General features: G+C 31.9%; 30 protein-coding genes. 10 read left to right on the forward strand and 20 right to left on the reverse strand.

From position 1 onward, the window contains the following. Positions 1–6 precede the first annotated feature (6 nt). The 3 genes from ACK1U5_RS06760 to ACK1U5_RS06770 form a co-directional block, all read right to left on the reverse strand. Positions 7–612, reverse strand: coding sequence for a PRK06770 family protein (locus tag ACK1U5_RS06760; protein WP_000846983.1), 606 nt, complete (start codon positions 610–612; stop codon positions 7–9). Between the two features lie 257 nt (positions 613–869). Next, positions 870–1,529: an AAA family ATPase gene (locus tag ACK1U5_RS06765; protein ID WP_002005064.1), complete on the reverse strand. Its 660-nt coding sequence runs from the start codon at positions 1,527–1,529 to the stop codon at positions 870–872. Next, positions 1,529–2,425, reverse strand: coding sequence for a CPBP family intramembrane glutamic endopeptidase (locus ACK1U5_RS06770; protein WP_000794817.1), 897 nt, complete (start codon positions 2,423–2,425; stop codon positions 1,529–1,531). Before ACK1U5_RS06770 ends, ACK1U5_RS06765 begins: the two co-directional genes overlap by 1 nt. A gap of 392 nt (positions 2,426–2,817) precedes the next feature. Here ACK1U5_RS06770 and cspD point away from each other — a divergent pair, with 392 nt between their 5' ends. Both cspD and ACK1U5_RS06780 read left to right on the forward strand, forming a co-directional pair. Continuing rightward, positions 2,818–3,021, forward strand: a complete 204-nt coding sequence (gene cspD / locus ACK1U5_RS06775; RefSeq protein WP_000176366.1) for a cold-shock protein CspD — start codon at positions 2,818–2,820, stop codon at positions 3,019–3,021. 86 nt (positions 3,022–3,107) lie between these two features. Beyond that, positions 3,108–3,293: a cold-shock protein gene (locus tag ACK1U5_RS06780; RefSeq protein WP_000286203.1), complete on the forward strand. Its 186-nt coding sequence runs from the start codon at positions 3,108–3,110 to the stop codon at positions 3,291–3,293. A gap of 43 nt (positions 3,294–3,336) precedes the next feature. Here the strand turns inward: ACK1U5_RS06780 and ACK1U5_RS06785 are convergent, their stop codons facing one another. Beyond that, positions 3,337–3,888: a GNAT family N-acetyltransferase gene (locus ACK1U5_RS06785; RefSeq protein WP_000885392.1), complete on the reverse strand. Its 552-nt coding sequence runs from the start codon at positions 3,886–3,888 to the stop codon at positions 3,337–3,339. Positions 3,889–4,196: 308 nt separating this feature from the next. Between ACK1U5_RS06785 and ACK1U5_RS06790 the strand changes: the two genes are divergently transcribed. Continuing rightward, positions 4,197–4,745, forward strand: coding sequence for a hypothetical protein (locus tag ACK1U5_RS06790; protein WP_000275249.1), 549 nt, complete (start codon positions 4,197–4,199; stop codon positions 4,743–4,745). Between the two features lie 55 nt (positions 4,746–4,800). Here the strand turns inward: ACK1U5_RS06790 and ACK1U5_RS06795 are convergent, their stop codons facing one another. From ACK1U5_RS06795 to ACK1U5_RS06810, 4 genes are all read right to left on the reverse strand, one after another. Continuing rightward, on the reverse strand, positions 4,801–6,192 hold the full coding sequence (locus tag ACK1U5_RS06795; protein ID WP_000860361.1) for a protoporphyrinogen oxidase: 1,392 nt from the start codon (positions 6,190–6,192) through the stop codon (positions 4,801–4,803). A 177-nt stretch (positions 6,193–6,369) separates the two neighbouring features. After that, on the reverse strand, positions 6,370–6,519 hold the full coding sequence (locus ACK1U5_RS06800) for an aspartyl-phosphate phosphatase Spo0E family protein (RefSeq protein WP_000417698.1): 150 nt from the start codon (positions 6,517–6,519) through the stop codon (positions 6,370–6,372). A 170-nt stretch (positions 6,520–6,689) separates the two neighbouring features. Then, positions 6,690–7,637 (reverse strand): hypothetical protein, encoded by a 948-nt coding sequence (locus tag ACK1U5_RS06805; RefSeq protein WP_000428899.1) that lies wholly within the window; start codon positions 7,635–7,637, stop codon positions 6,690–6,692. Positions 7,638–7,670: 33 nt separating this feature from the next. Continuing rightward, entirely contained in the window at positions 7,671–8,231 is a 561-nt protein-coding gene (locus ACK1U5_RS06810; protein ID WP_000581029.1) for a helix-turn-helix domain-containing protein, read from the reverse strand. 170 nt (positions 8,232–8,401) lie between these two features. Between ACK1U5_RS06810 and ACK1U5_RS06815 the strand changes: the two genes are divergently transcribed. Next, complete coding sequence (locus ACK1U5_RS06815; protein WP_000841812.1) at positions 8,402–9,289, forward strand: DMT family transporter; 888 nt, start codon at positions 8,402–8,404, stop codon at positions 9,287–9,289. A 25-nt stretch (positions 9,290–9,314) separates the two neighbouring features. Here ACK1U5_RS06815 and ACK1U5_RS06820 read toward each other — a convergent pair whose 3' ends face one another. From ACK1U5_RS06820 to catA, 4 genes are all read right to left on the reverse strand, one after another. After that, positions 9,315–9,824, reverse strand: coding sequence for a GNAT family N-acetyltransferase (locus ACK1U5_RS06820; RefSeq protein WP_000512616.1), 510 nt, complete (start codon positions 9,822–9,824; stop codon positions 9,315–9,317). Between the two features lie 159 nt (positions 9,825–9,983). Continuing rightward, a complete protein-coding gene (locus ACK1U5_RS06825; protein ID WP_113710711.1) occupies positions 9,984–10,928 on the reverse strand; it encodes a GNAT family N-acetyltransferase in 945 nt (314 codons plus the stop codon). 37 nt (positions 10,929–10,965) lie between these two features. Next, entirely contained in the window at positions 10,966–11,490 is a 525-nt protein-coding gene (locus tag ACK1U5_RS06830) for a GNAT family N-acetyltransferase (protein ID WP_069605123.1), read from the reverse strand. Between the two features lie 343 nt (positions 11,491–11,833). After that, a complete protein-coding gene (gene catA / locus ACK1U5_RS06835) occupies positions 11,834–12,484 on the reverse strand; it encodes a type A chloramphenicol O-acetyltransferase (protein WP_069605122.1) in 651 nt (216 codons plus the stop codon). A 200-nt stretch (positions 12,485–12,684) separates the two neighbouring features. On the opposite strand from catA, the gene ACK1U5_RS06840 reads away from it, so the two are divergent. After that, entirely contained in the window at positions 12,685–12,867 is a 183-nt protein-coding gene (locus tag ACK1U5_RS06840) for a DUF4021 domain-containing protein (protein WP_001060657.1), read from the forward strand. A 47-nt stretch (positions 12,868–12,914) separates the two neighbouring features. Here ACK1U5_RS06840 and ACK1U5_RS06845 read toward each other — a convergent pair whose 3' ends face one another. Continuing rightward, on the reverse strand, positions 12,915–15,146 hold the full coding sequence (locus tag ACK1U5_RS06845; protein WP_113710712.1) for an MMPL family transporter: 2,232 nt from the start codon (positions 15,144–15,146) through the stop codon (positions 12,915–12,917). 121 nt (positions 15,147–15,267) lie between these two features. On the opposite strand from ACK1U5_RS06845, the gene ACK1U5_RS06850 reads away from it, so the two are divergent. After that, positions 15,268–15,891, forward strand: coding sequence for a TetR/AcrR family transcriptional regulator (locus tag ACK1U5_RS06850; protein ID WP_069605121.1), 624 nt, complete (start codon positions 15,268–15,270; stop codon positions 15,889–15,891). Positions 15,892–16,013: 122 nt separating this feature from the next. Here ACK1U5_RS06850 and ACK1U5_RS06855 read toward each other — a convergent pair whose 3' ends face one another. From ACK1U5_RS06855 to ACK1U5_RS06880, 6 genes are all read right to left on the reverse strand, one after another. Beyond that, positions 16,014–16,667 carry an MBL fold metallo-hydrolase gene (locus tag ACK1U5_RS06855; protein ID WP_000401502.1) on the reverse strand — a complete coding sequence of 218 codons (654 nt, stop codon included), beginning with the start codon at positions 16,665–16,667 and terminating at the stop codon, positions 16,014–16,016. A gap of 116 nt (positions 16,668–16,783) precedes the next feature. Beyond that, positions 16,784–17,191 (reverse strand): GNAT family N-acetyltransferase, encoded by a 408-nt coding sequence (locus ACK1U5_RS06860; protein WP_000431735.1) that lies wholly within the window; start codon positions 17,189–17,191, stop codon positions 16,784–16,786. A 615-nt stretch (positions 17,192–17,806) separates the two neighbouring features. Then, entirely contained in the window at positions 17,807–18,277 is a 471-nt protein-coding gene (locus tag ACK1U5_RS06865) for a DMT family transporter (RefSeq protein WP_000579022.1), read from the reverse strand. Positions 18,278–18,293: 16 nt separating this feature from the next. After that, complete coding sequence (locus ACK1U5_RS06870; protein ID WP_000390202.1) at positions 18,294–18,989, reverse strand: Crp/Fnr family transcriptional regulator; 696 nt, start codon at positions 18,987–18,989, stop codon at positions 18,294–18,296. 18 nt (positions 18,990–19,007) lie between these two features. Next, complete coding sequence (locus ACK1U5_RS06875; protein WP_000676010.1) at positions 19,008–19,433, reverse strand: DMT family transporter; 426 nt, start codon at positions 19,431–19,433, stop codon at positions 19,008–19,010. A gap of 171 nt (positions 19,434–19,604) precedes the next feature. After that, positions 19,605–20,090, reverse strand: a complete 486-nt coding sequence (locus ACK1U5_RS06880) for a hypothetical protein (RefSeq protein ID WP_001987380.1) — start codon at positions 20,088–20,090, stop codon at positions 19,605–19,607. A gap of 206 nt (positions 20,091–20,296) precedes the next feature. Here ACK1U5_RS06880 and ACK1U5_RS06885 point away from each other — a divergent pair, with 206 nt between their 5' ends. The 3 genes from ACK1U5_RS06885 to ACK1U5_RS06895 all read left to right on the forward strand — a co-directional run bounded on the left by ACK1U5_RS06885 (position 20,297) and on the right by ACK1U5_RS06895 (position 22,594). Beyond that, positions 20,297–20,899, forward strand: coding sequence for a DUF2441 domain-containing protein (locus ACK1U5_RS06885; protein ID WP_069605120.1), 603 nt, complete (start codon positions 20,297–20,299; stop codon positions 20,897–20,899). Positions 20,900–20,920: 21 nt separating this feature from the next. Further along, on the forward strand, positions 20,921–21,874 hold the full coding sequence (locus ACK1U5_RS06890; RefSeq protein ID WP_113710713.1) for a nucleoside hydrolase: 954 nt from the start codon (positions 20,921–20,923) through the stop codon (positions 21,872–21,874). A gap of 69 nt (positions 21,875–21,943) precedes the next feature. Continuing rightward, on the forward strand, positions 21,944–22,594 hold the full coding sequence (locus tag ACK1U5_RS06895) for an SMI1/KNR4 family protein (protein ID WP_069605118.1): 651 nt from the start codon (positions 21,944–21,946) through the stop codon (positions 22,592–22,594). 67 nt (positions 22,595–22,661) lie between these two features. On the opposite strand, the gene ACK1U5_RS06900 is transcribed toward ACK1U5_RS06895, so the two are convergent. Beyond that, a complete protein-coding gene (locus ACK1U5_RS06900; RefSeq protein ID WP_069605117.1) occupies positions 22,662–23,528 on the reverse strand; it encodes an MBL fold metallo-hydrolase in 867 nt (288 codons plus the stop codon). A 155-nt stretch (positions 23,529–23,683) separates the two neighbouring features. On the opposite strand from ACK1U5_RS06900, the gene ACK1U5_RS06905 reads away from it, so the two are divergent. Then, entirely contained in the window at positions 23,684–24,421 is a 738-nt protein-coding gene (locus ACK1U5_RS06905) for a ZIP family metal transporter (protein WP_069605116.1), read from the forward strand. The last annotated feature ends 56 nt before the right edge of the window (positions 24,422–24,477 follow it).

Here is a 24,477-nt window from a genome sequence, read left to right on the forward strand (position 1 = left end):
AGTATACTATTTATTAGTCTGTTCCCCACCTGCAATTAATTTACTACCTGAATATGTACCTTTGTTCATAAACACTTGATTAATTAATTCTTTTTGCTCAGCTTGCGACATTACTCCTTTTCCTTCTCCTAAATTCCCACTTTGTAATTTCCAAATCTTATTGTGATCCCCATCAACCTTTTCATATTTTCCTTGTTTCCATCGTTCTAAAATTTCTACATATGTACTTCCCTGTACAAGATCATTACTCTTTACAATATCAATTAAGCTTTCAATCCGCTCTTGTGTAATAAAAATATAGCCCCACTTTTGATCAGCTTTCGCTTTTTGATGTGCCATTTCATGTAATGCTGTCTGTATGTTCTCATCTGTCCATTTAAAATTTTTATTAAAACCACTATTCGGCAATGAATAATTTCCATTTTCTAAAAGCTTTGCATCTTCTGCTTTTACGTTACTATCAGCTAATACTTCTACTGCTGGAGCAGCTGGTGATGCCTTTTTCGCAGCTGGTTTACTATTATTTAAATAATGCAGCATACCATATGTTAAACCTACTCCAATTACCGCCATACCAGCTATAACACCTATTATTTTCAAAAATGTTTTCATCTCGCTTGTTTCCTCCCAAATATCTCCGTTCTGACTACCTAATTATTTCTTATATAAAAACTGTTACTTCATTCAAAATATCGCATCCCATCCCCTATCATATTATTTATATATACTTCCTCATATTGTATTTCTTTTTCTTTAAAATTGAAAGATTATTCTGTTAAATAATGAAAATATTCTACAAATTTTTCCTTTATATTTATAAAGAAACAAAAAAACAACGAGCGCGTTCTACAACACTCGTTGTTTTTACTTTATGCACGATTTTCTTTTAACCACTTCGTAATAGCATCTAACTTCGAAACATCAAAACGTCTTTCTTCACACACGTTCAAATTTTGTGAGTTTCTCACTATTTCTAATTCATTATTTCTTACACTTTTTGCCTCAATTAATTTACAATACCCATCTGTAACAGTATTTAAATTTTCATAATAACGCTGAAACGATTTTGATATATGTAAATGTTTTTCAAAGTTTCTCCTTCTTTTCGTTTCATCAGATACTTTCCGTTTTCTAAGTTCTTCATCGTTCGTATATAAATAAAAATATTGATCTGGAAAACCAATTTCCCTATTTATCATCTTTTCTTTATAAAAATTTTCTATTAAAGATAATGGCTGATTAAATATATCAAAATGAAAACACCAATTATAACTAAGTGGCTGATATATATCGCCATCGAGTATTACTAATTCATATTGCTTTGACTTCTGAACAGCTATATTCCAGCGCTCAACTTGTTTTTCAAAATACCATGTTCTATGTTCATTTTTTGGTCTTTCAAATAAAGAATTCACTTCAGGTATTATATAAGCACCATAATTCTTTTCTAATTCACGGCACGTGGTACTTTTACCAACAGCGCTTGCTCCCTCAAATGCTATTATCCCCATAGTTTCTCCCTCTTTCATTAACTAAAATTTCGTTGTTTCGCTTTTCTTCCCCATAACTTTCTCCATAAAACAATTGAAGCGACAGTGAGCATGATTGTTGTAATGATACTACCTTCAATTCCGAACGTGCCTCCATGCAATGTTTCTGGTCCATTTGTTATAGACTTAAAAATTGGAGTAGAATATACAGTTGTGCCACTAACTGCAAAACCATATACATTATATTGAGCCCAGTTCCAAATTGAGTGCCATGCACATATTCCCCACAGACCGTCTTCTTTCAATACATATAAAGCTGCGAAAACACCCACTAATATTATATTCGATATAGATAATATTGTAATTCCTGGATTAAGTAGATGAAGAAATCCAAATAAAAATGAAGTTACAATTATTCCAACCCATATACGACTTCTAACAGAAAGAACCGGGAATAACCAACCTCGTACAATAATTTCTTCCGTTGCCCCTTGTATTAAAAATGCAACTAGAGATCCTACTATTCCTACTATCACTGTTGAGGTAATATGTTGTACTTGCAATTTCACACTCCCCATTAATAATAGTAGAATAACTGGCGTTGAAATAAATAAAAACCCTATTAACGCACCTTTTAAATACTTTCTCATCCATTTCTCTTTCCAAAAGCCAATGGATGAAAAGGGTCTTTTTTCTACAAAACGAACCCATATAAATAAAATAAATATAGCTCCGCCAAACGTTAACACCATTCTAACATTGTCATAAATACCTTTCATGAATATCGTTTCAGCTTTCGGTAAAAATAACATAAATAACATAAAAAGTTCGCCTAAAGTCAAAAATATAATGGCTAATATTACAGCAAAGACTGGATGGACCTTTTTTCTCCCTGCTTTTGCTGCTTCAATTATTATAAATGAATTATTTTTCACTTTCTTTTCTCCTTTTATAATATTTAACTACCAACAGTAACCAACCATATTTTACCACGAAAAATATATTATTAATATTTACTCTAAGTTTTTCTTACATGATTTTGCATAAATCCCAATTAGGAATAATATATAAATAAAAGAGGTTCCTTTGTGCCTTTACTATTATCACCCAGATTACTCAGTGGTATTACCAGCACTTGCTATTTCCCACCATTTGTTGTAAGATAGTAATTAAGGTCAATTTAACACTATATTTTCTTTGCATATTATCAAGTATCAATCAGGGACAGTTTGTACTCCTTATGGGTTTTTGATAATATGTGAAATTTTATTTTCATTCAAATAAGGCCGATCATATTGTAATTTTTCTACTTTTAGGAGGCATTACCATGACATTAACAGGTAAAGTAAAATGGTTTAACAGCGAAAAAGGTTTCGGTTTCATCGAAGTTGCAGACGGTAACGATGTATTCGTTCACTTCTCAGCTATCACTGGCGACGGCTTCAAGTCTCTTGACGAAGGTCAAGAAGTTAGCTTTGAAGTTGAAGAAGGTAACCGCGGACCTCAAGCTAAAAACGTTGTAAAGCTATAATTCAAACAATAAAAAGGTTGTTACCAGCAAGGTTAACAACCTTTTTAATATATAACTAAAATTTTTTACATAAAAGGAGTGGTTACATGTATCGCAATCGAAAGAACGATGTAGCAGAAGTACCACCAGAACAAACCCCTGTTTGGGAATGTGAATCAGAGGATTGTTTAGGATGGATGAGAAAGAACTTTTCATTTGAAGAAGAGCCTAAATGCCCTTTATGTAAAAGTAGCATGAAAAGCGGAGAACGTTTATTACCTAAATTAGGTTAATTTATAATAAAAAAAACCTCTTTTAATTAAGAGGTTTTTTTTATTATAAATTTATGTCCTCAACATCAGTTCGCACTATAGAATACAATAATGCATCGTGTTGCTTATTTCCTTGATGAATATATCCGCGCAATAGCCCTTCCTTTTGGAAGCCAATTTTAGATAACATTCTACAAGAAGTAACATTTTCAGGATATGTAATAGCTCCAATTCTAAACAAACCTAAATCTTTAAATCCATAATTAATAATTTCTCCAGCTGCTTCTGAAGCATAACCATTTCCCCAATAGCGAGGATGCAGATCATATCCAATCTCAGATCGTTTACTCCATAATTGTAAATTGTTTAGTCCAATTGTTCCTATTAAAACGTTCGTTTCTTTTAACACAATTCCCCATCGTATTGCCTTTTTCTCAAAGTAATTTTTTGAAAAAGATTCGATCATACGTGAAGCTTGTCCAAACTCCGTAAAAGAATTCATACCGTAATAACACGTCACTTCATCCAATGAAAAGATTTCATATATTTTTTGACAATAAGATTGTTCTATTTCAACTAAACGTAAGCGTTCTGTTTCTAATATAGGAAATGCCATAGGATCACTCCTTTCTCTCTACTCATTCATTATATCAGAAAAAATATGTATAATTAGTAAAGTCCTTATTGTTCCATAAGTCAAACATTTCTAATGGCGCATTCCCTCTTTATTCTATATACACGAATTGGATACCTTCTGATTGCGACTCAAACATGACACTATAATTTTCATAAATCAAATTTTAAATTATCAAGAACTGTAAAGAATTTGTTCTTTCATTTTTTCCTTCTAAACAACCACCCTAACCCATACATTTATGGTAAAATATAGTTAATCCATTTTGCGCTATGGAGGTGTAAAAATCTATGTATATATTCATCGGCTTATCCCTCTTACTCATATTACTTATTTTTTTATTCGCAAAAAAATTCACACCAAACTCATTCATGATGACTAGCTTTAAAGGTAATAGCTTTAGGACATTTTCAATCGGTATTTTAATCGCTGCCATACTCTCACTTTCATATGGAACTTATCATGCGGTAACATATCAACCTAGTTATTTAGATATTAAATTAAAAAATCAAAACTATACTGTTTTCGGTAATGTAGGCGAATTCGGTTATTTCTCCGAAGAATTATTAAAAAAAGATACAGAAGTACAACTATATTTTGTCTCTTGGAAAACAATACAGTTAAAAAATCCGGTAATACTTATAGAATATCCTTCAGGAAAACAAGAAACATGGAAGCCAAATATCATATCAATACCGGTAAATAAATTACAAGAAAAACATGATATAAAAGATATTTATCAACTATCACCGTATTCATTTAAAGAGTCTGGAGAAATAACATTAACATTAAAAGAAAACAATGTAAAAAACAATACAATTTCCATTCAAATAAAATAAATAAAAACTGTTCCTCCATTTTGCTGAAGGAACAGTTTTTATTTATTCTACAGTATTATTCATTTAATGTAGCCATTATTTCATTGGCTATATTCTTTCCATTTCCAATACACGCACCAATTCCGACACCATAATATGAGGCACCAGCTAAATATATATTTGGATAAAGATTCGTCATTTTTTCTTGCAATGCTTGAACCGCTTGATTATGTTCTAAATGATATTTCGGCATTAAATCTTTCCAATTTGTAACTTCGACTACTTCTGGTTCACCTTTAATTCCGAGACTCTTTTCAATATCATATAAAGCTACTCGTACTAATTCTTCTTCACTATAATTTTTGATTGTTTCATATACCGGATTGGTGCTCTTATAAAACATTCTTACTAATAATTTTTGTTTACCCGATGTATGTTTCCACTTTCGACTTGTCCATGTACAAGCATCACAATGTAAATCACTGTTTTCCGTTACAATAAACCCTGTGCCGTCAGCTGGTAGTTGTTCATCTAGTATGTCAAATCCTAAGTAAATACTTATAAGAGATGAGTTTTTAAATGTATTAAACTGCTCATTTAACTCATTAGACTGTAATAAAGTTTGTGCTATATCATGCGGAGCTGCTAAAACAACATAATCAGCTTGTATTGTTTCATGATTTACAAAAGAAATCTCATATCGATCTTCTTGTTTACTTACAGCCGTCGTTATAGCACCTTTTTTTACGACAGTTTCAGTGAGCACTTCTTCTAAGCGATTAATTATCGTAGATAGTCCACCTTTAAATGATACGAATTTTTTATTTCCTGCTGATTGAAATTGTTTTTTATTCTCTTCAAAACCTTTAATAATACTTCCATACTTATTTTTATAATCCAGTAAATACGGTAATGTAGATGCCATTGTAAGCTCATTCAATTTACCAGAATATACGCCTGAAAGTACAGGAGCAATTTGTCTTTCCACTAACTCTTTCCCTAAGAAACTTTCTAAAAATAGAGCAAGTGATGTATCTTTCGTAAACTCTTTATTTTTCGTTATGAAATCTTTTAAAGCTACGATTTTCCCTTTCGTTGAGACTAGCGTACTGCTAAACAAAGACTGGGCGCTCATCGGTATCCCAAATATAGTATCAGAAGGAATCGGATGTAACATGTTTTCAGAATATATGTAAGAAATACCCGTTTCATTATATACCATTTCATCTTCTAAATTTAAATCTTTTACAAGTGGCATAACATATTCATTACGAGCAACGATTGAATCCGCTCCTGACTCCATAATGAAATCCTTTTCTTCCACACTATGGATTTTACCACCTAAATACTCTTCTTTCTCAATAAGAATTAAATTTAAATCGATATTATAATCCTTTTTTAATTTTTCTAAATAAAACATAGTAGAAAGTCCCGTTATACCTCCACCGATAACAACAACTGTTTTCATATGTGCTGCGCTCCTAACCGATACAATTAATAATTCCTTTTTATTATAACCAAAAGTCCTTATATTCGACTAGCAAGTTGCGCATTCTGTAAGAAATTAGACAATATATTTGAATATATTTTCAAATTACCTAATAAAAAAGAACTATAACATTTACAAACCCCGTCATAGTTCTCTTTATTTTAAAAACATAAAGTAATTGATTAATTTGTCTAGTTCTTGACTCAATGCCAATACTTTTTCATGTTGAATTCCATAATCCGATACTAAATATAAAAGTTCTTCTTTTTTTATTTCAATTACTTTTTCCAATTTCGCTAGTTCCATGTCGTTTTACATCTCTCCAAAAATAAAATGTATGTATTTCAGTATAGCCTACTTACATAATTAGTAAAAGTAAAATACACATGTAAAATCTTACATATTTGAAAAAATAATATACTACTAACAAAAAAAGAAACTAGATTAAACATCCTTTTACAGATCATTAACGTTCATTAAGAATGAATAACATAACGGAATTTTTCTAATGTGATATCTTTATAATTTGGAGCTCTCTGTATATGATTAAAATAACTATATGAGAATTTAAATACATGACCAAAATCCCAATCGAATTCACTATAGTCTTTTATCCAAAATATATTTTCAGTTGGTAAAATATTTGCACGTTTAGATTGAATTAAAGGTAATCGATCTATAGGTGAGTGTAAAGTTATTTCCGTATTCAGCTTGAGCTTTTGGCTAGCTCTTAGTACGTATACTAGTTTTAACAGCGGACGTATCCCTCGTTGAAATATATCTATATGTCCTAAATCGTACATTATATTAATTGCGTGGGAGTATGTAAGCAAATGCCCAATTAAATCATGATGTGATTCCGCTCGATAAATACTATTAAATTTCGATAACTCATTTAAAATGAACTGAGATACTTGTGTTGGATTACTCAATTCACTTTGTATCTCCTCTTCAAAACTTAATTGTTTTACTTCTTTCGTCGTATAACCAATCCACGATCTACCTGGAATTGTTTTTCGAAATGATAAAATAAGAGTAGTAATCCCTTCAATTGCTTGATTATCACCCCATTTTTGTAGCTCTTTCATAGCTAATAAACTTAATGACGCATAAATGACGTTATGCCCCACCCAATGAAGCTCATCAATCGTTTGTTCTAAAGATTTTATAATCATATTTTCCGCAATTTTAAAATCTATTTCTTTTTTATCATCAATCATCTCACCAATTTTTTTCTTGTTCAGCATCATCCTTGTTTGCGAATACATATTACGAGCTGTTTCTTCATCAATATTATTATCTTTCATAAAAAAATAACTAGCAATTGCAGCTGCTCCAAAATGCGCATGCCAAATATCATTTGTTTCTTTTTTACATTGAGAAATAATTGAAAGGCCGCCTTTTAAAATACTTTTGTTTTCCATTTTCTTTCTCCTCTAGTTAAAATCACTATATTTTCATCCTAAAGATGGTGTCAGTACAAATAAAATGTGATTCGATTCATCACTTTTATTCAAAAATCGATGCTTCACATTTGGTGGAATACGTACAACATCGCCTTCTTCTAAAAAATATTCTTTTCCCTCCAATTCTACGTACACTTCCCCTTTCATAATAACAGCAATCTCTTCCTTATCTTCATGGGAATAATGACTTTCTGTTGTGTTTGCTTGTTTATTTAAATCCATCATTAACATTTCAATACGTGCTTTCATAAAATCAGGTGTTAATACATCATATACAATATGATCATTGTTTTCCCGATATACTTTTTTTCGATCTTTTTTCTTAGAAATGAGCGAATCTGTATCGATATCATTAATAAAAAGTGTAAATAGCGGTACATTTAATGCTTTTGCAATTAACTCCAAAACATTTAAAGAAGGATTAGCATGTCCTCTTTCAATTTGGCTAATTAGTGATGTACTAATCCCTGCATAATCAGCGAATTCACGAATTGTCATATTATTTTTCTTACGATAACTTAATACTGTTTGTCCAAGCCTATCATGTATCATAGTAAAACTTCCTTTCGTCCATCATAATGCATATTTCATTGTCTTTGTGCTGACATACTAAACAAAGGCAAATAATCCTTTCCTATTATCTCCGGGACTTATATACTTACTTTTGTACATTATATCGCATTAAGTTTATTATAATAAACATTCTATCGGAGGGACAAACTTTGAAATCACCTATTCTTTCATATTTCATCTTATTTTTTGGTGTATTCGCCTTATCAACTTCAGCAATTTTTGTAAAATTGGCAGATGCTCCTGCGACAATCATTGCTTTTTACCGATTATTCTTTGCCACACTGATCCTGTTACCGTTATTACTATTTAATAAAAATAGTCGAAATGAGCTAAAAACTTTAACGAAAAAACAATGGACATTCGGATTCACATCTGGGCTATTTTTAGCTGCACATTATGTACTATGGTTTGAATCATTACAATATACTTCTGTAGCAAGCTCTACAGTTATCGTAACGTTACAACCTTTGTTCTCAATGATTGGTGGTTATTTTTTATTTAAGGAGAGATTTACGAAAGGAGCGGTTATTGGTTGCCTCATCGCTATTTCAGGTAGTATCATCATTGGCTGGCAAGATTTCAAAATTAGTGGAGAAGCTTTATATGGAGATATTTTAGCATTTATCGCTGCCGGTATCATTACTGCTTATTTTTTCATTAGCCAACACGTTCGTAAAGATTTGTCACTTATACCCTATTCGGTAATTAGTTATGGAAGTAGTGCTGGCTTTCTTAGCATATTTGCTTTCATGCAACAAGAATCTTTCATCCATTACTCTACACAAACTTGGTTGTGCTTTATTGGATTAGCTTTCATTGCTACAATTTTAGGACAAACCATTTTTAATTGGTTATTAAAATGGATGAGTGCTACTGTAATTTCAATGAGTATTTTAGGTGAAACAATTGGCACTTGTATGCTAGCGTACTTTATATTACATGAGACTATTTCTTTACAACAAGGACTAGGAATTACTGTTATTTTTATTGGTTTAGTATTATTTTTATTACAGCCAAATTCTAATGAAAAAGCATGACAGTATACTGTCATGCTTTTAACTATTAATTATGTACAATTAAACCATTCGGTCTAAAACGACTCATCATAATTTCATTAATAAACTTTCCGTGAGCTTTCAAATTCCCTATCTTTACTCCCTCTTCTACAAATCCAAATTTTTCATATAAAGCTTTTGCTTTTGGATTCGTTTCTAACACACCTAGTTCTACTCTCTCTAACATTAACCAATTATCAGCCAGATCAAGCATCTTCATAAGAAGTGCTTTCCCAATTCCTTTATTATGATATTCACTGTCTACCCCAATGAATAAATCGCCTGAATGAGATCTTCGGCCCGGACTTTGTGTTAAACCTACAAATCCAACAACTTCTCCATCATATTCTGCAACAAATTCAAATTGATTTGGTGCTAAATTTCGAATTCTATTTTCCATAGCTTCTACACGCATGCTAGGTAAGAAAACCATATACGGTAAAACGTCATCCTGTATACATATACGATGAATTGCTCTAGCATCTTGTATTTCTACTGCTCTAACGTTGATCCCCATCTTTCTCTCCTCCGTATAAATAACAATATATTTGTTTGTGTGTATTCTAGAAACGTGTATGAATGACCTTCTCACTCGTATTTCTTTATGTCATTTTTACATAATTATTTTGATATGACACTTAATTTTCAAAAAGATTAACGACATAAATGGATTTGGTTAACTTTTCACCTTGTTATATAAATCAAGAAAATTTTCAATTGGAATACCATTTAGTTTCATGCCGACTATATCACAATTTTCTATTTCAATATTTTTCAGATTACTATTACTTATAGTGCTACCTTCCAAATCACATTTATCGAATACAATAGGTTCCTTCTCATCTCCGAGACTTGTATTTTTAAATTGCACTCCACCTAAAGTCACCAAATTAAATTTACTGCCAGAAAGATTTAAATCTGCATATGATGACCATCTAAAATTTATATTTCTAAACTTTGATTGACTTACATTACAATTACTCATATTCATATTCATTATATTGCTACCAACAAATGAACTGTTTTTTAAATTCACTTGATAATACTCTGTATTTGCTAAATTACAGTTTTCGTATTGACTATTTTTCATATCTTTATTTGTAACTACACTCTCTTTGTTTGAGCTTGTTTTTATTCTTTTCACGTAACAATACTCATCTTCCGATTCAAAAATCATTTGGTAGCCCATCTTTTTATAAAAGTGATGATTATTAATTTGTCTACTAGATGTTTCGAGATCCCAAATCTTTATGTTTGGATATTCCTTTTCTATTAATTTCATAACATGTGATCCAATTCCTTTTCCTTGATAAACAGGATCTACAAAAATACGATCAATTCGACCGTACGACTTACCAGAAATCGTAACTATTATCCCTCCAATTATTTCTTTATCCATTACAACTTTGAAAGAATCCAATTCTTCAATGGAATATTCCATCATTTCAACTGAAGAATACCCTGGCGGTTGAATGTTATAATCAATGACATCATCTTGGCCGTATAGCCATTGTTTTGCTTCTGCATCAAATGTTCTTTTCATTATTTCTGTTAATTTCTCAGCATCTAAAATTGTAGCTTTTTCTATAGATATTCTCGTCATTTTCGTTTTCCCCTTCATTATTACAAACCAACCATTTTTGTGAATGCCATAATTATCAATTCACTTTTGTTTTTAATGCTTTTCCCATTATTACATATGGAACATCATTTGTACTTGGATGAAATGGCTCCAATATATTTATCCAATCTAATCTTTCATATAACGAACGTGCTTTTTCATTGTTTATTTGTGTTATTAAAACACTTGTTCTATTTGGAATCCCTTCTAGTAATTCATTATGTAATTTCGTTCCAAGACCTTCATTTTGATATTGTGGGTGGACTGCTAACTCTACAAATTCAAAACAATCTTGTAACCATTCGTCTACTTGCTCTAGATGTAACGCTTCTCTCATTAATTGATTATAGTACTGTCCCTCGATTGAGCGATAACCATAAGTAAAGCCAACTACTTCATTTTCATCATTTATTGCTACTATACCTTTAAAACCTGTATATTCTATATGCCTATTCATTCGCTCGATTATTTCATTGAAATTTATTTTCTCAAATACTTTACAATACAATTTTGCCATATCCCCAATTAAGATTTCATCTTTTTCAATGCTTACGAATTTCACTTTATCCCCCCCCTGTTAAACATTTACATGCTTAAAATTTTAAAAACAAAGAAAATTAATACTAATCACTCTCTTTACTATTAAACTACAAATCACCCTATATTTTCCACAATTACTTAGTATTAATGAATAAAAGAAGAGACCATGTAATATCAACATGGTCTCTTCTTTTATTCATTTTCAATTTTATTCCGCTATTTGCCGGGCAGTAAGACCCCCACCTCAAAATTCAGCGAAAGCAAAGAAGTTAGGTGGGGGATCAATTGCCCGTAAAATCCCGATTGGTGAGGGCTGAACCCCCCCACTGATTAAAGTTTCACTTTATATAATTAAAAATTAGATATTACTTAAGCCACTCATTGCAAGTATTACTTAACTGCTGTAAATCTTCTATAAATTTACTCGCATCATATCCATCACAAACCGAATGATGTACTTGCAATGAAACTGGTAGCATAACCTTATTTCCTTCGTTAAAATATTTCCCACAAGTTATAATTGGCAATAGAAAATTTTCATCATTATTAATATTAAGATTAAATCCAGTAAAACTAGTCCAAGGTATGCTAGAAATCGGAAATACATTAGGAGGAATATTTTCTTTCGTGAAAAGACCATGAACACTAGCATAGCATCTCATATCGTCTTCATAATTTTTATAGAAAGTGCGGAAATCACTTGAATAATCCGTCCATATACTTGAAAAAGACTTATCATCTTTATGAAAGATTGTATAACTCGGTATCATTTCCTCCCAATAGCCTAAAACTCCTTCATCGTTAAAACATGTTCGAAATTTTTTATGATTATTTACTACTCTAGAAATTAAATATATAAAAACGGGATAAAATTTTATTCCCTTTTGATATACTTCCTCTAATAACATCGTGATATCAACATTAACAGTCATACTAAATGTACATTTCAACTTTAAATAATGCTCAAAATACTGCTCTCTATTCCAATCTTCTCTATCAATTACATGAAACTTCATTCTAATAGCCTCCTAAAATTTTCTTTTTATTTTAGAAGGCTATTTCCCTTGCTTTCACCATAATTGTTCACTCCTAACAGTTTACATTTCACCCTAATTATTTATTTAATTATATAACATATGTAAGAATCAATTCACATATTTCTTGAAATCCATCCACATACTATAGATAAATCAAATGAAATTTGGAGGATACATACATGAATAACAAAAATATGAATAAAAAGGAAAATGTTACTGAAAATACTACATCTATTCAAAATAATAATACTGCAAACCTTACTATTGAAGAACAAGCAATGAACGGCTTATACGGAATGCCCGAAACAACAATTGAAGATGCTGATCACGCTGCAGCTGATGATTTGACTTCAAAAAATTAATTAACTACATTGAAAAAAGCCAAGGAAAATACCCTTGGCTTTTTTCACTATGCATCCACCTTTTGTATTTCTTCACTCTTTCTTGAAAGTTTACCTGGCCAAAAAGCAAATCGGCCTAACACAACTGTAATTGCGGGTACAAGTAACGGTCTTACGATAAACGTATCTAGTAATACGCCAATTGCAGTTACAATACCAAATTGAACTAATACTTGAATTGGAAGTGTACCTAACACTGCAAAAGTTCCTGCTAAAATTAAACCTGCCGATGTAATAACACTACCTGTTTGTATTACACCATTTTTTACTGCATCCAAGTGATTTTGTGTCTTTCTGTTTTTCCATATTTCTGAAACCATAAAGATATTATAATCTTCACCTAAAGCAACTAAAAATACGAATGCGTACAACGGTATCGCACCTTGAATGGCCGGCGCTCCCATACCGTAATGAAGCAATATCCATCCTGCTCCTAACGCTGAGAAGAATGATAAAACGACAGTTACAATTAAATAAACCATCGCAACAACCGATCGTAAGTAGACAAGTAATAGTAAAGCGATAATGCTAATCATTACTGGAATAATTACTGATTCATCACGTTCAGTAATTTGCTTTGTATCATATAATGAAGCTGTTTCTCCACCAATCCACAATTGCTCTTCAGCATTACTAATCACAGCATCTTTTAATACTTTTTCTACATTACTTTTCAATTTAGGAATTTGATCTAACGCTTCAATTGAGTATGGATTTTCCGCTAAAGAAACTTCATACATTTGTATTTGCTTATTTTCTTTTCCCTCTTTTGGCTCTTTCACTGTATTTACGAAAGAAAATTTCTCTAGTTCTTGTTTAATAGGAAGCTCTTTTCCTTTCGTATCAACAACCACTTTTACTGGTGCTAGTTCACCAGCCGAGAAATGATCACTAATTAACGTAAACCCTTCGCGAGAAGGCATATCCTTTGGAAACGATTCTAATAAGTCATATGTGTATTGAATACGTGGTACGAACGAAGCCAATCCACCTAATACAAACACAGTTAGCATAATTATTGTCCAAGGTCTTCGTACTACTACATCTCCAAGTTTTTTACTAAAGGAGCCTTTTGATTTTTCAACTTTTACAGCCCTCTTTTTCTTTCTTGCAAACTCCTCATTCATTGAAGTTGTTCTCGGTATAAACGGGAAAAATGCAATCCTACCGAAAATTAATAATAGTGCTGGTAAAATCGTTAAAGCCGCGATTCCCATTATAAATACAGCAACACTAAATGGTACTGCAAATCGATGAAAGGCACCATAATGAGCAAGTAATAATGTCCCTAATCCAAGTACAACAGTTAACGCACTCATTATTATTGCACCGCCAGAAGCTTTAATCGCAAGTTGTAATGCTTTATATTTACTTTCTTCTTCTAACAAGTACTCTCTATATCTCGAAATTAAAAATAGACAATAGTCCGTTCCAGCACCAAACAATAATACTGTCATAATTGATATTGCTTGGGCATCTACTTTAATCCATCCATGATCAGCTAAAAAACCGAGTGTAGGACTAATGATACCATATGCAAAGCCAACAACAAGTATAGGTAAAATTGCTAAAATTGGCGAACGGTAAAGCAAAATTAATAGGACCAAGACTAATAATACAGTAGCCACTAACAATTTCACATCTGCTTGACTAAATAAACTAACTGCATCCGTTTGAATACCTACAGGTCCAGATAATCGAACATGTAAACCAGATTCACTTATTTTTTGTTTAAATGGATCTTCATCCACCTTACTATTCACTATTTTTCTAAACTCTTCAAGATTTCCTTTTAATATATCCGTACCAGCAGATTTATTAAAGAATACCGGTGTAACAAATGATGTACCATCTTTTGATGCACTTTTTGATAATACTTGCTCTGGAATTGTATCAAATGGCGGTAACGTTGATTGTTCTTTTAAAGGACTAGCTTTTAACTCTTTATAAACGTCTTGTATGAGTTTATAATCCTGTGACTGTAATCCACCATCTCTATACCATACTACTAACAACGGATTCCCTGCATTATTCGGAAACTCTTTTTTCATAAGCGCTTCCGCTTGCTGTGACATAGCTGTTTCAGGTAAATTTTTTGGATTCGGTTCTTTCGTACTGTTTACTTGTGGTAACGTAAATGAAAGTAATACTGTAATAAGAACCCATACCGATAAAGTGATCCATTGCGTATTTTTTCCTGCTACAAGCCTCCCTAACATATGTAACGGGTGCTTTTTCATAAAAACCCACCTTCCTTTTTTCCTTCATTATTAATTATATATACTGGTAGGTTAATTAATCAAGAATGATTGAAAATTATGTTATAATTATCTCAAGAATAAATGTCAGGAGCGAATGGATTTGGAACAAAAACAACGTCCTCTCGGAAGGCCACGGCAAAATAAAAATACAAAATCTACAAAAGAAACCATTTTAGAAGTGGCAACTCGCTTATTTCTTACACAAAATTATCAAGTCGTTTCTATGGGTGAAGTCGCAAAAGTTTGTGGTGTTACGAAAGCAACCGTCTACTATTACTATTCAACAAAAGCCGATTTATTTACCGCTACTATGACCCAAATGATGATACGTATACGAGAGAATATGTCTCAAATACTCTCTACAAACAAAACTTTAGAAGAAAGATTATTAGACTTCGCCAAAGTTTACTTACACGCAACGATGGATATTGATATGAAAAATTTTATGAAAGATGCTAAAATGTCGTTATCTGAAGAACAATTGAAACAATTAAAAAATGCTGAAAATAATATGTATGAAGTGCTAGAAAAAGCACTCGATACTGCGATGCACATGGGAGAAATTCCGAAAGGAAACGCTAAATTTGTGGCTCATGCTTTCGTATCTTTATTATCAATTGGGAATTTTAAAGATGAAAATCACAATCCTATTCTGGCAAATATAGATGAATTAGCACAAGAAATCGTTTCTTTTTATTGGAATGGGTTAGGTCATTCATATTAAACTGATTTACTTTAATAAAAGAGCATGTTTAATTTTTTCAAACATGCTCTTTTATAATTTATTTATATACTAATAATCAGATTATACTTCAACGCCACTTAACAAAAAACTCCATTTTAACTTTACAAATTTTGAAGTTGAACATTTATATTCTCCTTACTTAATCCCCCATGGTAACAAACTACAGATTCAATATGTAAATTTAAATACTTCTTCAAAGACTGCTTTGCTTCCTTAATATTTATAGTTGTTGGGGCGTGAATTCCTCCTAACATCCCATTCACACTATACATAGAGTCTCCTGCAATAAGAATTTTGCTTTGTTTCAAATATAAACTAATATGACCCGGAGTATGCCCTGGAGTATGAAGAATTAGTATTCCACCGCAATACGGAAGTTCTTGCCCGTCAATCACAGTATCACTCACTTTTCCTTTTGGGCGGTTCTCTACATTTCCGTCCTTCAATAAAGGTAAATCCCCCTCGATATATGGCTTATCTAGTTCGTGCGCATAAACTTTAATATTACTTCGACAGCGCTGCAACAATTCTGGCAGACTACCTATATGATCAATATCCTGATGCGTCAAAATCACGACTTTTAACTTATCAAATGATACCCCAACCTTTTCCATCTCTACTTGTATATCTTCAATTTGTCCTGGGAAACCCGTATCTATTAATACTGCCATTTCATCATCCCATAAAAGAATTGGATGAATAACAAATTCTTGAAATTCAAGTTGTAACATTTCTACTCCTTTAGCAATCTCCATACAGCCATTCTCCTTTATGTTGAAGTTTGAAAATATGTACAAGTAAACTGAAAATATAAAGTGAAACTTTAATCCGTGGGGTTTTACTACCCGACAAATAGCAAGATAAAGCACCTCTATCTTATAATATGTTTTGTCATCCCAATAGAGAATGCTTCAAAACCTATAGATTCATAGTAAGATTGCAATTTTTCTACACACATAAGTTGTGGAATAACCTTGTTTTGTTCACAGTGCTGGATTAATCGTTTCACTATTTCTTTTCCGATGCCACTAGACTGATATTTTGGCAATACACCAACTCCACAAATAATACCTGTTATGACTCCATCTGATATGACACGCCCCATCCCTACTAACCTCTTATCATCAAAAACATAAATTGCATACCAACTTTGCTTACACATTCGTTCTAACTCGTTAACCGTTAATTTAAGAGAATTCCATCCTAAAGATTCGTATAAGGATAATAATCCATTAAAATCTGTAGGGTGTTCACTTGTGTAGCGTATACTATTTTCCATGTAAACACTCCCTATTCTCTGGCTTGTTTATATTTCATAAAATTCCCTTTACACAAATGTAATCGATGTAAAAATAACTAGAACAAACTTCAATAAGAAAGATAGAATTCCTTCTCAATATAAAATAAAAAGAAGTTACCCCACTTAAGATAACTTCTTTTATATAAGACTCTCATTATATTATCAACCAAAAAATATACAACTGCATACGATTAGCACAAACAAAACTAATAACCCATTTGAGAAATAACCCATTGAATACTACCCCTTTATTAAATTATGTAAAAGATTTTATCATAAAATGATTTACAACTTAATAACTGAAAAAGACATTGTATTCATTAGTTACGTATATTTAGTAATATTTTAATTTCCAGTCATATTCTCCTTATCTAAAAACACTTCTCATAATCCTATACTTAAATTCTTATAATCTCAAAACAATAAATAAAGAAGACCTCGACATATCGATGTTTTCCTTTCAACTATGCTAATTGCTAACTCACGTTTTTTTATTAAATAGATACAAATCTTTCACAAACAGGGCATATAAGAAAAGCATTCCCTACTGCATAAATATATAATCTGAACATTAACACATTTCCTTTATATTCTTTAAATCTCATCTTCAGTTATTTTAATAGCTTTCTTATTCAAAAATAGATTTTTAAAAATTCCTACTCCCACAATTAATAAACCTATACCAACTAATTTATTTACTTGTAATGGAATACTCTCCATTCCAAATAATCCAAATGTATCAATGCATAACGCAACGACCAATTGAGTAATAAGACTAATTAGCACCGTATATGCTGGACCTAGACTCTTTATTGCACCCATTATACAAATAATTAACCCGATACCAAACAGTCCACTTACATAAAACAAATAATTTGCAGTATACACTTTAATGTTAATACTGTTTTCTGTAATGATATAAAATAGAATAGAACTAATGAGACCTATTCCAAGGACACATGTAGTCGTTAACCACTGTCCTACATTTTCATTTACTTTTGCATTAAAAACAGATTGTACGCTAATTAATATTCCTGCTAATATAGCTAAACTAAATCCAATCAAAATCTTCCTCTCCCTTTCATTGCTCATATATATTATCTTTAGCGACTTCCTTCATTCTAGAAAAATCTTTAATTACAATAACTCCATTACTCTTTTCAATTAGCTTTTCATTATAAAATCTTTGTAATACCCGAATTACGTGCCTATAACTTACCCCTATAAAATCTGCAATACTCGTTACTGAAGTTGCATCCAAATCCCCTTTATACATATTCCCGTTACTATCTGTTGAAATTGAAAGCAAATAACTAGCTACACGTACTTCTACAGGATAAAGTAAATTAAGAGCAGTAAAACGAGTCGATATTTTTAACGTGTTCGCAATGTTTTCAAGCAAGAACTTTATAAATATAGGATCATGTAATAACTTGTTTCTAATAACCGTATTAGAAATAGAGATTGCTACAACATCTGAACAAGCCTCAACGACATTATGTGCTTTGCTATTTTGAATTAGTTCAATATCACCAACAATGGCCAATGGATTGATAAAGCGAAGAATTAGTTTCTTCCCTTCAGGTGTAATCGTATAAACTTTTACTTTACCTTTAACAACAAAATATAAACGATCCATTTCGTCATCTATATTGCAAATGAGCTCGCCTTTTTCAAAGTGATTTAATTGAAAATAAGCTGTATCTATTTCTGAAAAAACCTCGAGCGTTTTATTGGTTTTCAAATAATGCGTAATTAAACCTGATCTATCCTCCATATTCATTTCTCCTTTCATTTACATATTAAATACAACAATACCTATAATCATTATTATTGTTCCCACAATATGATATCTCTCCATCTGTATCTTTTTCATTTGAAATAATCCTTTCATCTCAATAAAAGTTGCTGTTAATAATTGAGCAACCATAAGTGTTCCCGCTGTTACTGTAACTCCCATTGCATGTATCGCTACTGTTTCTGCACAAATGATTAACCCACCAAGTGCACCAGCTACTAAATATATTTTTTTCACACTCTTTAAATCCGTTATTTTCTCTTCTTTCTTTAACAAAAATACAGTTGTTGCAATAATGAATCCAATTAAATGGGTTATAATACTCGTCGACCATATACCGATATGTGAACTAAGTTTCGCATTAAAGGTTCCTTGAAGTGTTATAAATATCCCCGCAAAAATAGCAAATATAATACCTTTCAAAAAATCATCTCCTCCTTTATTTCTGACTTAATTAAAAACCATCATCCTATAATGGCAAAAGGACAAATGTCACATCACTATGAAAATAACTTGGAATGAACAAAAAAACACACCTCAAAAATGCGAGATGTGTTTTTTTATTATTTATATATAATGTTTTATAAATGAAAATTACGCTACATTAAAAGATTTCTTTTTCATAACAAACTTTGCAAATAAGAAACGTACAAGCGGTCCCATAATAATTAATTGTAATGGATATGCCATTATGAAATTTTTAATAAAAATCGTAAAATAAATGGAAACAAATGAATCTCCTTGTAGTCCATCATGTAAATACATCATAGCCATACCGAAAAATGACATAAAGAACACCATTCCAATTACCATAGTTGTCGCCATTGCAACGATAATATTTATTTTTTTAGATTTATCAAATGGCAATATGAATACAATTTTTTTCGCACAAGGTCCAACGATACATATTTCAATTAATAGTGCAATAATAAAGCCAATTAATAGTTCTAATGCAATCTCTTTAATATAAATTGGTCCTCCTGTTTCATTCATTAGTAAATTGTAAAACGTCATTACGATAACCATCCCAAGGCACATCATCATGCCAAATTGGAGGTTTTCCTTTCTTGTTGTTGGCAAATTTCATCACCCTTTCTCTTTGAGTCTTTGTCATTATATCGACATTGGAAACCCCTTCGTAAGTGAACATTTTGTGAACAAATTTAAAACGTTTTCATTTTTTCCTTTCTACTCAAATTCTCACTTTTACTTATAGAGGATATATATATCGCAATGTTGAATTACTAAATTTAACATTGCATTACACTATTACTAGGAGGATAACCATGAATGAAGCAGAATTTTACGCATATCACATCGTAACAAGGAAAAAAATGCATATCGGACAAATCATTCCTTTTAACAAAAATCAACACAATACTCTATATCACTTCTTTTTTGAAAGAGAACAATTAAATGCTAGTGGTGAAGATGGCATACAAATTTTAAATAAACACTATAAAAATAACGAATTACATATAAACAATGAAAATACTAAAGTAGTTATGAGTTATATGGATCAAACAATTAGAGCAGTTAGAGAAACAATTGTAGAAATGGTTAGACTACAAAAATTCCCTGAATACCCTTCCAGGTTATCTTGCTTATATGCTGCTAAAAGCTATGAGGATGCTTTGAAATGGAGAGCGCTATTTGATTCTTACAATCGAGAAGTTTTACAGATTGTTAAACTACGAGTGATCGGAAGTTCTTTTGAAGGTGACGGGAATCTTCTACCGAAAGAAGATGGAATTCCTTTTTCTCAAAAAATCGAACAAGCTAGAGAGTATTGGAAAGGAAATATTAGAAATGATCTTCCTGAGTTACTGATTAATGGAGAAATTGAAGTGGTGGAAATTATTGATGACTTTTCCTCAATTCATATTTAATTTCTAACTAAATCATATAGGATGGAGATTACAATGAAGAAAAAAGTGTACTTCAATCATGATGGCGGTGTAGATGATTTAATTTCATTATTTTTATTACTTCAAATGGAAAACGTTGAGCTTACCGGTGTATCTGTTATCCCAGCAGACTGCTATTTAGAACCCGCAATGTCTGCCAGTCGTAAAATTATCGATCGCTTCGGCAAAGGTAATATTGCCGTAGCCGCTTCAAACTCTCGCGGGCAAAACCCGTTTCCGAAAGACTGGCGGATGCATGCATTTTATGTAGATGCTCTACCAATTTTAAATGAGTCTGGAAAAGTTGTAACACCCGTGGTGGCAAAACCCGCGCATCATCATTTAATAGAAACGCTTCTACAAACGGAAGGAAAAACAACTTTATTATTTACTGGGCCCCTAACTGACCTTGCTCGTGCATTATATGAAGCTCCCATAATCGAAGATAAAATTGAACGCCTCGTTTGGATGGGTGGTACATTTCTTAAAGCTGGCAATGTACATGAACCAGAGCATGATGGAACAGCTGAGTGGAATTCGTTTTGGGACCCTGAAGCGGTGGCTCGTGTATGGGATGCAAAAATTAAAATCGACTTAGTGAAACTAGAAAGTACAAACCAAGTTCCGTTAACTATAAACATACGTGAACAGTGGGCAAAAGAGCGAAAGTATATTGGTATGGATTTCCTTGGTCAATGCTATGCAATGGTCCCCCCTCTCGTTCACTTCTCAACGAACTCTACTTACTATTTATGGGATGTACTAACTACCGCCTTTGTCGGAAACACTAGCCTTGCAAAAACTGAAACGATTAATAGTATCGTTCATACATATGGACCAAGCCAAGGACGTACAGAGGAAACTACTGATGGACGACCTGTAAATATCGTTTATGATGTAAAACATGATGTTTTCTTTGAATACATTACTGAATTAGCTAAAAAAGCTGCTACTTGAAACCTCAATAACACGAAAAAAATTTATTAAGAATGATATACTTTAATTAATATAACATGAGGTGATAAGATGGATTATGAGTTACTAAAAGAACGAATAGAAATTATAACTTCTAGAATTAAATACATAGGTGGTGAAGTTCAAGAAGTTTGTATAGATGAACCATCTTCCCTTGAACAAATAATCCAAGTAGAAGAAAAACTGGATATTAAACTACCAAATAGCTTCAAAAAAGTACTTTTAGAGTTCTCAGGAAATTTTAGCTTACGCTGGTTTTTACCTGACGATGTAGAGCTACCAAATGAATTTACTGATATTTTTTGCGGAACACCCCACTGGAGTTTAGAAAGTCTTTCTAAATTCGAAAAAGAACGTAAAGACTTGGTTGACGAGTTTTTTTCAAATATAGATGATGAATATGATGTAGTTTGGCACAACAAATTAGCATTTTGTGAAGTGGGAAATGGAGATTATTTAGCATTTGATATGAAAGATGATATAGATGCTCCAATAGTTTACCTAAGCCACGACGATGGAGAAGGACATGGGTATAAGATTGCGAATAATTTCATTGAATTCATTGAGAATTGGTCAAGGGTAGCTTTTGTAGGATGCGAAGATTGGCAGTGGTTACCTTTCACTACCAGTTTTGAAAGTGGTATAAATCCAGATGATGAACCAGCCAAAAAATTTAGAAATTGCTTGGAACTTAATATTTAAAAGAGTATTGAATTAAATTTCAATACTCTTTTTGTGCAATTTAATTATATTTGATTAATGTAGTGTCTTACAGATTATTCATTTCATAACCATTGACAAAATACGTTATTGTTTCTAACTCATCTGCATTTAATTCTCTATCTAGCTCTTTTTTATACGCTGCCTTTATCTTCTCTTCATCGCCTTTATGAGCTTCTGTATATGTTCCTACTGTTTTTAGCAAATGAATTTCTTGTAAAAACTCGTCTCGATTTATAGCTGTCCCATGAGAAAGAATATATGTCTCAGCATCAAATTTCTCTAATTCATCTATCAATTTAAACGTTCTTTTCGTCGTATAGTTCCACTTTGAAGAAAAAATATCTGCATATATACAATCTCCTACAAACAATATCTTTTCTTCTTTTATATACATAACAACTGAATCATGCGCATGATCTCCGCCCACATGTTTTAACACGCATGTCACTTCACCAAGGTCTAATTCCATTTGATCCTGGAACGTTAAGGTTGGAGGAATAATGTTAATATTTCTCGCTTTTTCTTCAAACTCTTTCTTGATACAATCCGCACAAAATGCAATTTCAGTACCCTCTTTTACGCGTGCGTCCAACGCTTCATCTGTCCATTCATAAGATACTATTGCCTGCATTTCTTTTTTCGTTTCAGCGTGCGAAATAGTTAATGCATTCTGTAAGACAGATAATCCAAAAATATGATCCCAATGCCAATGCGTTAATGCTACAAAATCAGGATTCCATATATTTTGTTCTTTTAACATTTCTAAAAATAATTGTGCATGTTCTTCTGAATTTCCTGCATCAATCATTAACGTTTTTTCTTGTCCAACGACCATTCCTAAGATAGGTCTATCTGTTTCAGAAACAGGTGTCATATACCAAAATGAGTTTCCTATTTTTTTAATTTGTTGCATAACCAATTCCCCTTTTCATTTTCTCACTTAAAATTAATATATAAATTATAACGAATCACTACTTTTTTCTCTATAATCAAACACAATTACTTGGACTAATCTAACTTTCCTTTTCGTAAGCTAAAAATAAGGGAATAGAATCGGAGTGTGATACTATGGAACGTTTATGGATTCCAATGATTGTAACATTTTTTTCGTTCGGTGGATTACTATTAGGAGGTGCTGTTGGAGTAGCAACACACCAACTCATTGAAGAAAAGATGCAGCGTTTATACGCATTATGTGGTGGTATTTTATTCGGATTATTATCACTTGAAATTATTCCTGAAACATTTTCAAGCTACGAAATGATTGGGCCTATACTTGGTATAGCTATCGGTATTTTAGTTATGAGCTTATTAGATAACTATTGTCACCATCCAATGATACATAAAAAAGATCAACAAGCATGGCAAACCTTCCTTTTTCTCTCTTTCGCTATATTTATTCATAATATACCTAGTGGATTTGCGTTAGGTACAGCTTTTATAAATCATAATGACTCTGCCATTCCCTTTTTAATAGCAATCGTCGTTCACCATATTCCAGAAGGATTAGCTTTAATTATTCCATTTCTTTTTACAAAACATAAATATATTTCCTTTTTATTAACGACTTTATTACTTTCTCTTATTCTCGGTACTGGCACAGTTTTTGGCATTTTGATGGAAGGAAAAGCTCTTCACCTGCAAGGCCTCATTATGGGAAGTGCTATTGGTTCACTTGGATATGTCACAATTCATGAAATGCTTTGGAAAGCTAAGAAACAGCTCTCTTTCCTTACATTTCTAATGTGGGCAACTAGTGGTTTTTTACTAATAACAGTGTTCACTTTATTCGCTGGTCATCATTAAAGTTGCTAAAGTGAAACTTTTTTTCCTCCCACACTGATTCTTGGATTACAAATAAC

The sequence above is a fragment of the Bacillus sp. XB1 genome (assembly GCF_053557995.1).

Coding starts and splice junctions, on each gene's coding strand:
- ACK1U5_RS06785 (WP_000885392.1), bottom strand. CDS start 3,888: ATGGCATTTCCTATATTAGAAACAGAACGCTTACGTTTAGTTGAAATA.
- ACK1U5_RS06890 (WP_113710713.1), top strand. CDS start 20,921: ATGGAGATTACAATGAAGAAAAAAGTGTACTTCAATCATGATGGCGGT.
- catA (WP_069605122.1), bottom strand. CDS start 12,484: ATGAAGTTTCATGTAATTGATAGAGAAGATTGGAATAGAGAGCAGTAT.
- ACK1U5_RS06820 (WP_000512616.1), bottom strand. CDS start 9,824: ATGGGGATCAACGTTAGAGCAGTAGAAATACAAGATGCTAGAGCAATT.
- cspD (WP_000176366.1), top strand. CDS start 2,818: ATGACATTAACAGGTAAAGTAAAATGGTTTAACAGCGAAAAAGGTTTC.
- ACK1U5_RS06905 (WP_069605116.1), top strand. CDS start 23,684: ATGGAACGTTTATGGATTCCAATGATTGTAACATTTTTTTCGTTCGGT.
- ACK1U5_RS06810 (WP_000581029.1), bottom strand. CDS start 8,231: ATGATACATGATAGGCTTGGACAAACAGTATTAAGTTATCGTAAGAAA.
- ACK1U5_RS06795 (WP_000860361.1), bottom strand. CDS start 6,192: ATGAAAACAGTTGTTGTTATCGGTGGAGGTATAACGGGACTTTCTACT.
- ACK1U5_RS06765 (WP_002005064.1), bottom strand. CDS start 1,529: ATGAAAGAGGGAGAAACTATGGGGATAATAGCATTTGAGGGAGCAAGC.
- ACK1U5_RS06870 (WP_000390202.1), bottom strand. CDS start 18,989: ATGGAGGATAGATCAGGTTTAATTACGCATTATTTGAAAACCAATAAA.
- ACK1U5_RS06855 (WP_000401502.1), bottom strand. CDS start 16,667: ATGGAGATTGCTAAAGGAGTAGAAATGTTACAACTTGAATTTCAAGAA.
- ACK1U5_RS06860 (WP_000431735.1), bottom strand. CDS start 17,191: ATGGAAAATAGTATACGCTACACAAGTGAACACCCTACAGATTTTAAT.
- ACK1U5_RS06805 (WP_000428899.1), bottom strand. CDS start 7,637: ATGGAAAACAAAAGTATTTTAAAAGGCGGCCTTTCAATTATTTCTCAA.
- ACK1U5_RS06825 (WP_113710711.1), bottom strand. CDS start 10,928: ATGAAGGGGAAAACGAAAATGACGAGAATATCTATAGAAAAAGCTACA.
- ACK1U5_RS06885 (WP_069605120.1), top strand. CDS start 20,297: ATGAATGAAGCAGAATTTTACGCATATCACATCGTAACAAGGAAAAAA.
- ACK1U5_RS06845 (WP_113710712.1), bottom strand. CDS start 15,146: ATGAAAAAGCACCCGTTACATATGTTAGGGAGGCTTGTAGCAGGAAAA.
- ACK1U5_RS06760 (WP_000846983.1), bottom strand. CDS start 612: ATGAAAACATTTTTGAAAATAATAGGTGTTATAGCTGGTATGGCGGTA.
- ACK1U5_RS06780 (WP_000286203.1), top strand. CDS start 3,108: ATGTATCGCAATCGAAAGAACGATGTAGCAGAAGTACCACCAGAACAA.
- ACK1U5_RS06900 (WP_069605117.1), bottom strand. CDS start 23,528: ATGCAACAAATTAAAAAAATAGGAAACTCATTTTGGTATATGACACCT.
- ACK1U5_RS06895 (WP_069605118.1), top strand. CDS start 21,944: ATGGATTATGAGTTACTAAAAGAACGAATAGAAATTATAACTTCTAGA.
- ACK1U5_RS06790 (WP_000275249.1), top strand. CDS start 4,197: ATGTATATATTCATCGGCTTATCCCTCTTACTCATATTACTTATTTTT.
- ACK1U5_RS06800 (WP_000417698.1), bottom strand. CDS start 6,519: ATGGAACTAGCGAAATTGGAAAAAGTAATTGAAATAAAAAAAGAAGAA.
- ACK1U5_RS06840 (WP_001060657.1), top strand. CDS start 12,685: ATGAATAACAAAAATATGAATAAAAAGGAAAATGTTACTGAAAATACT.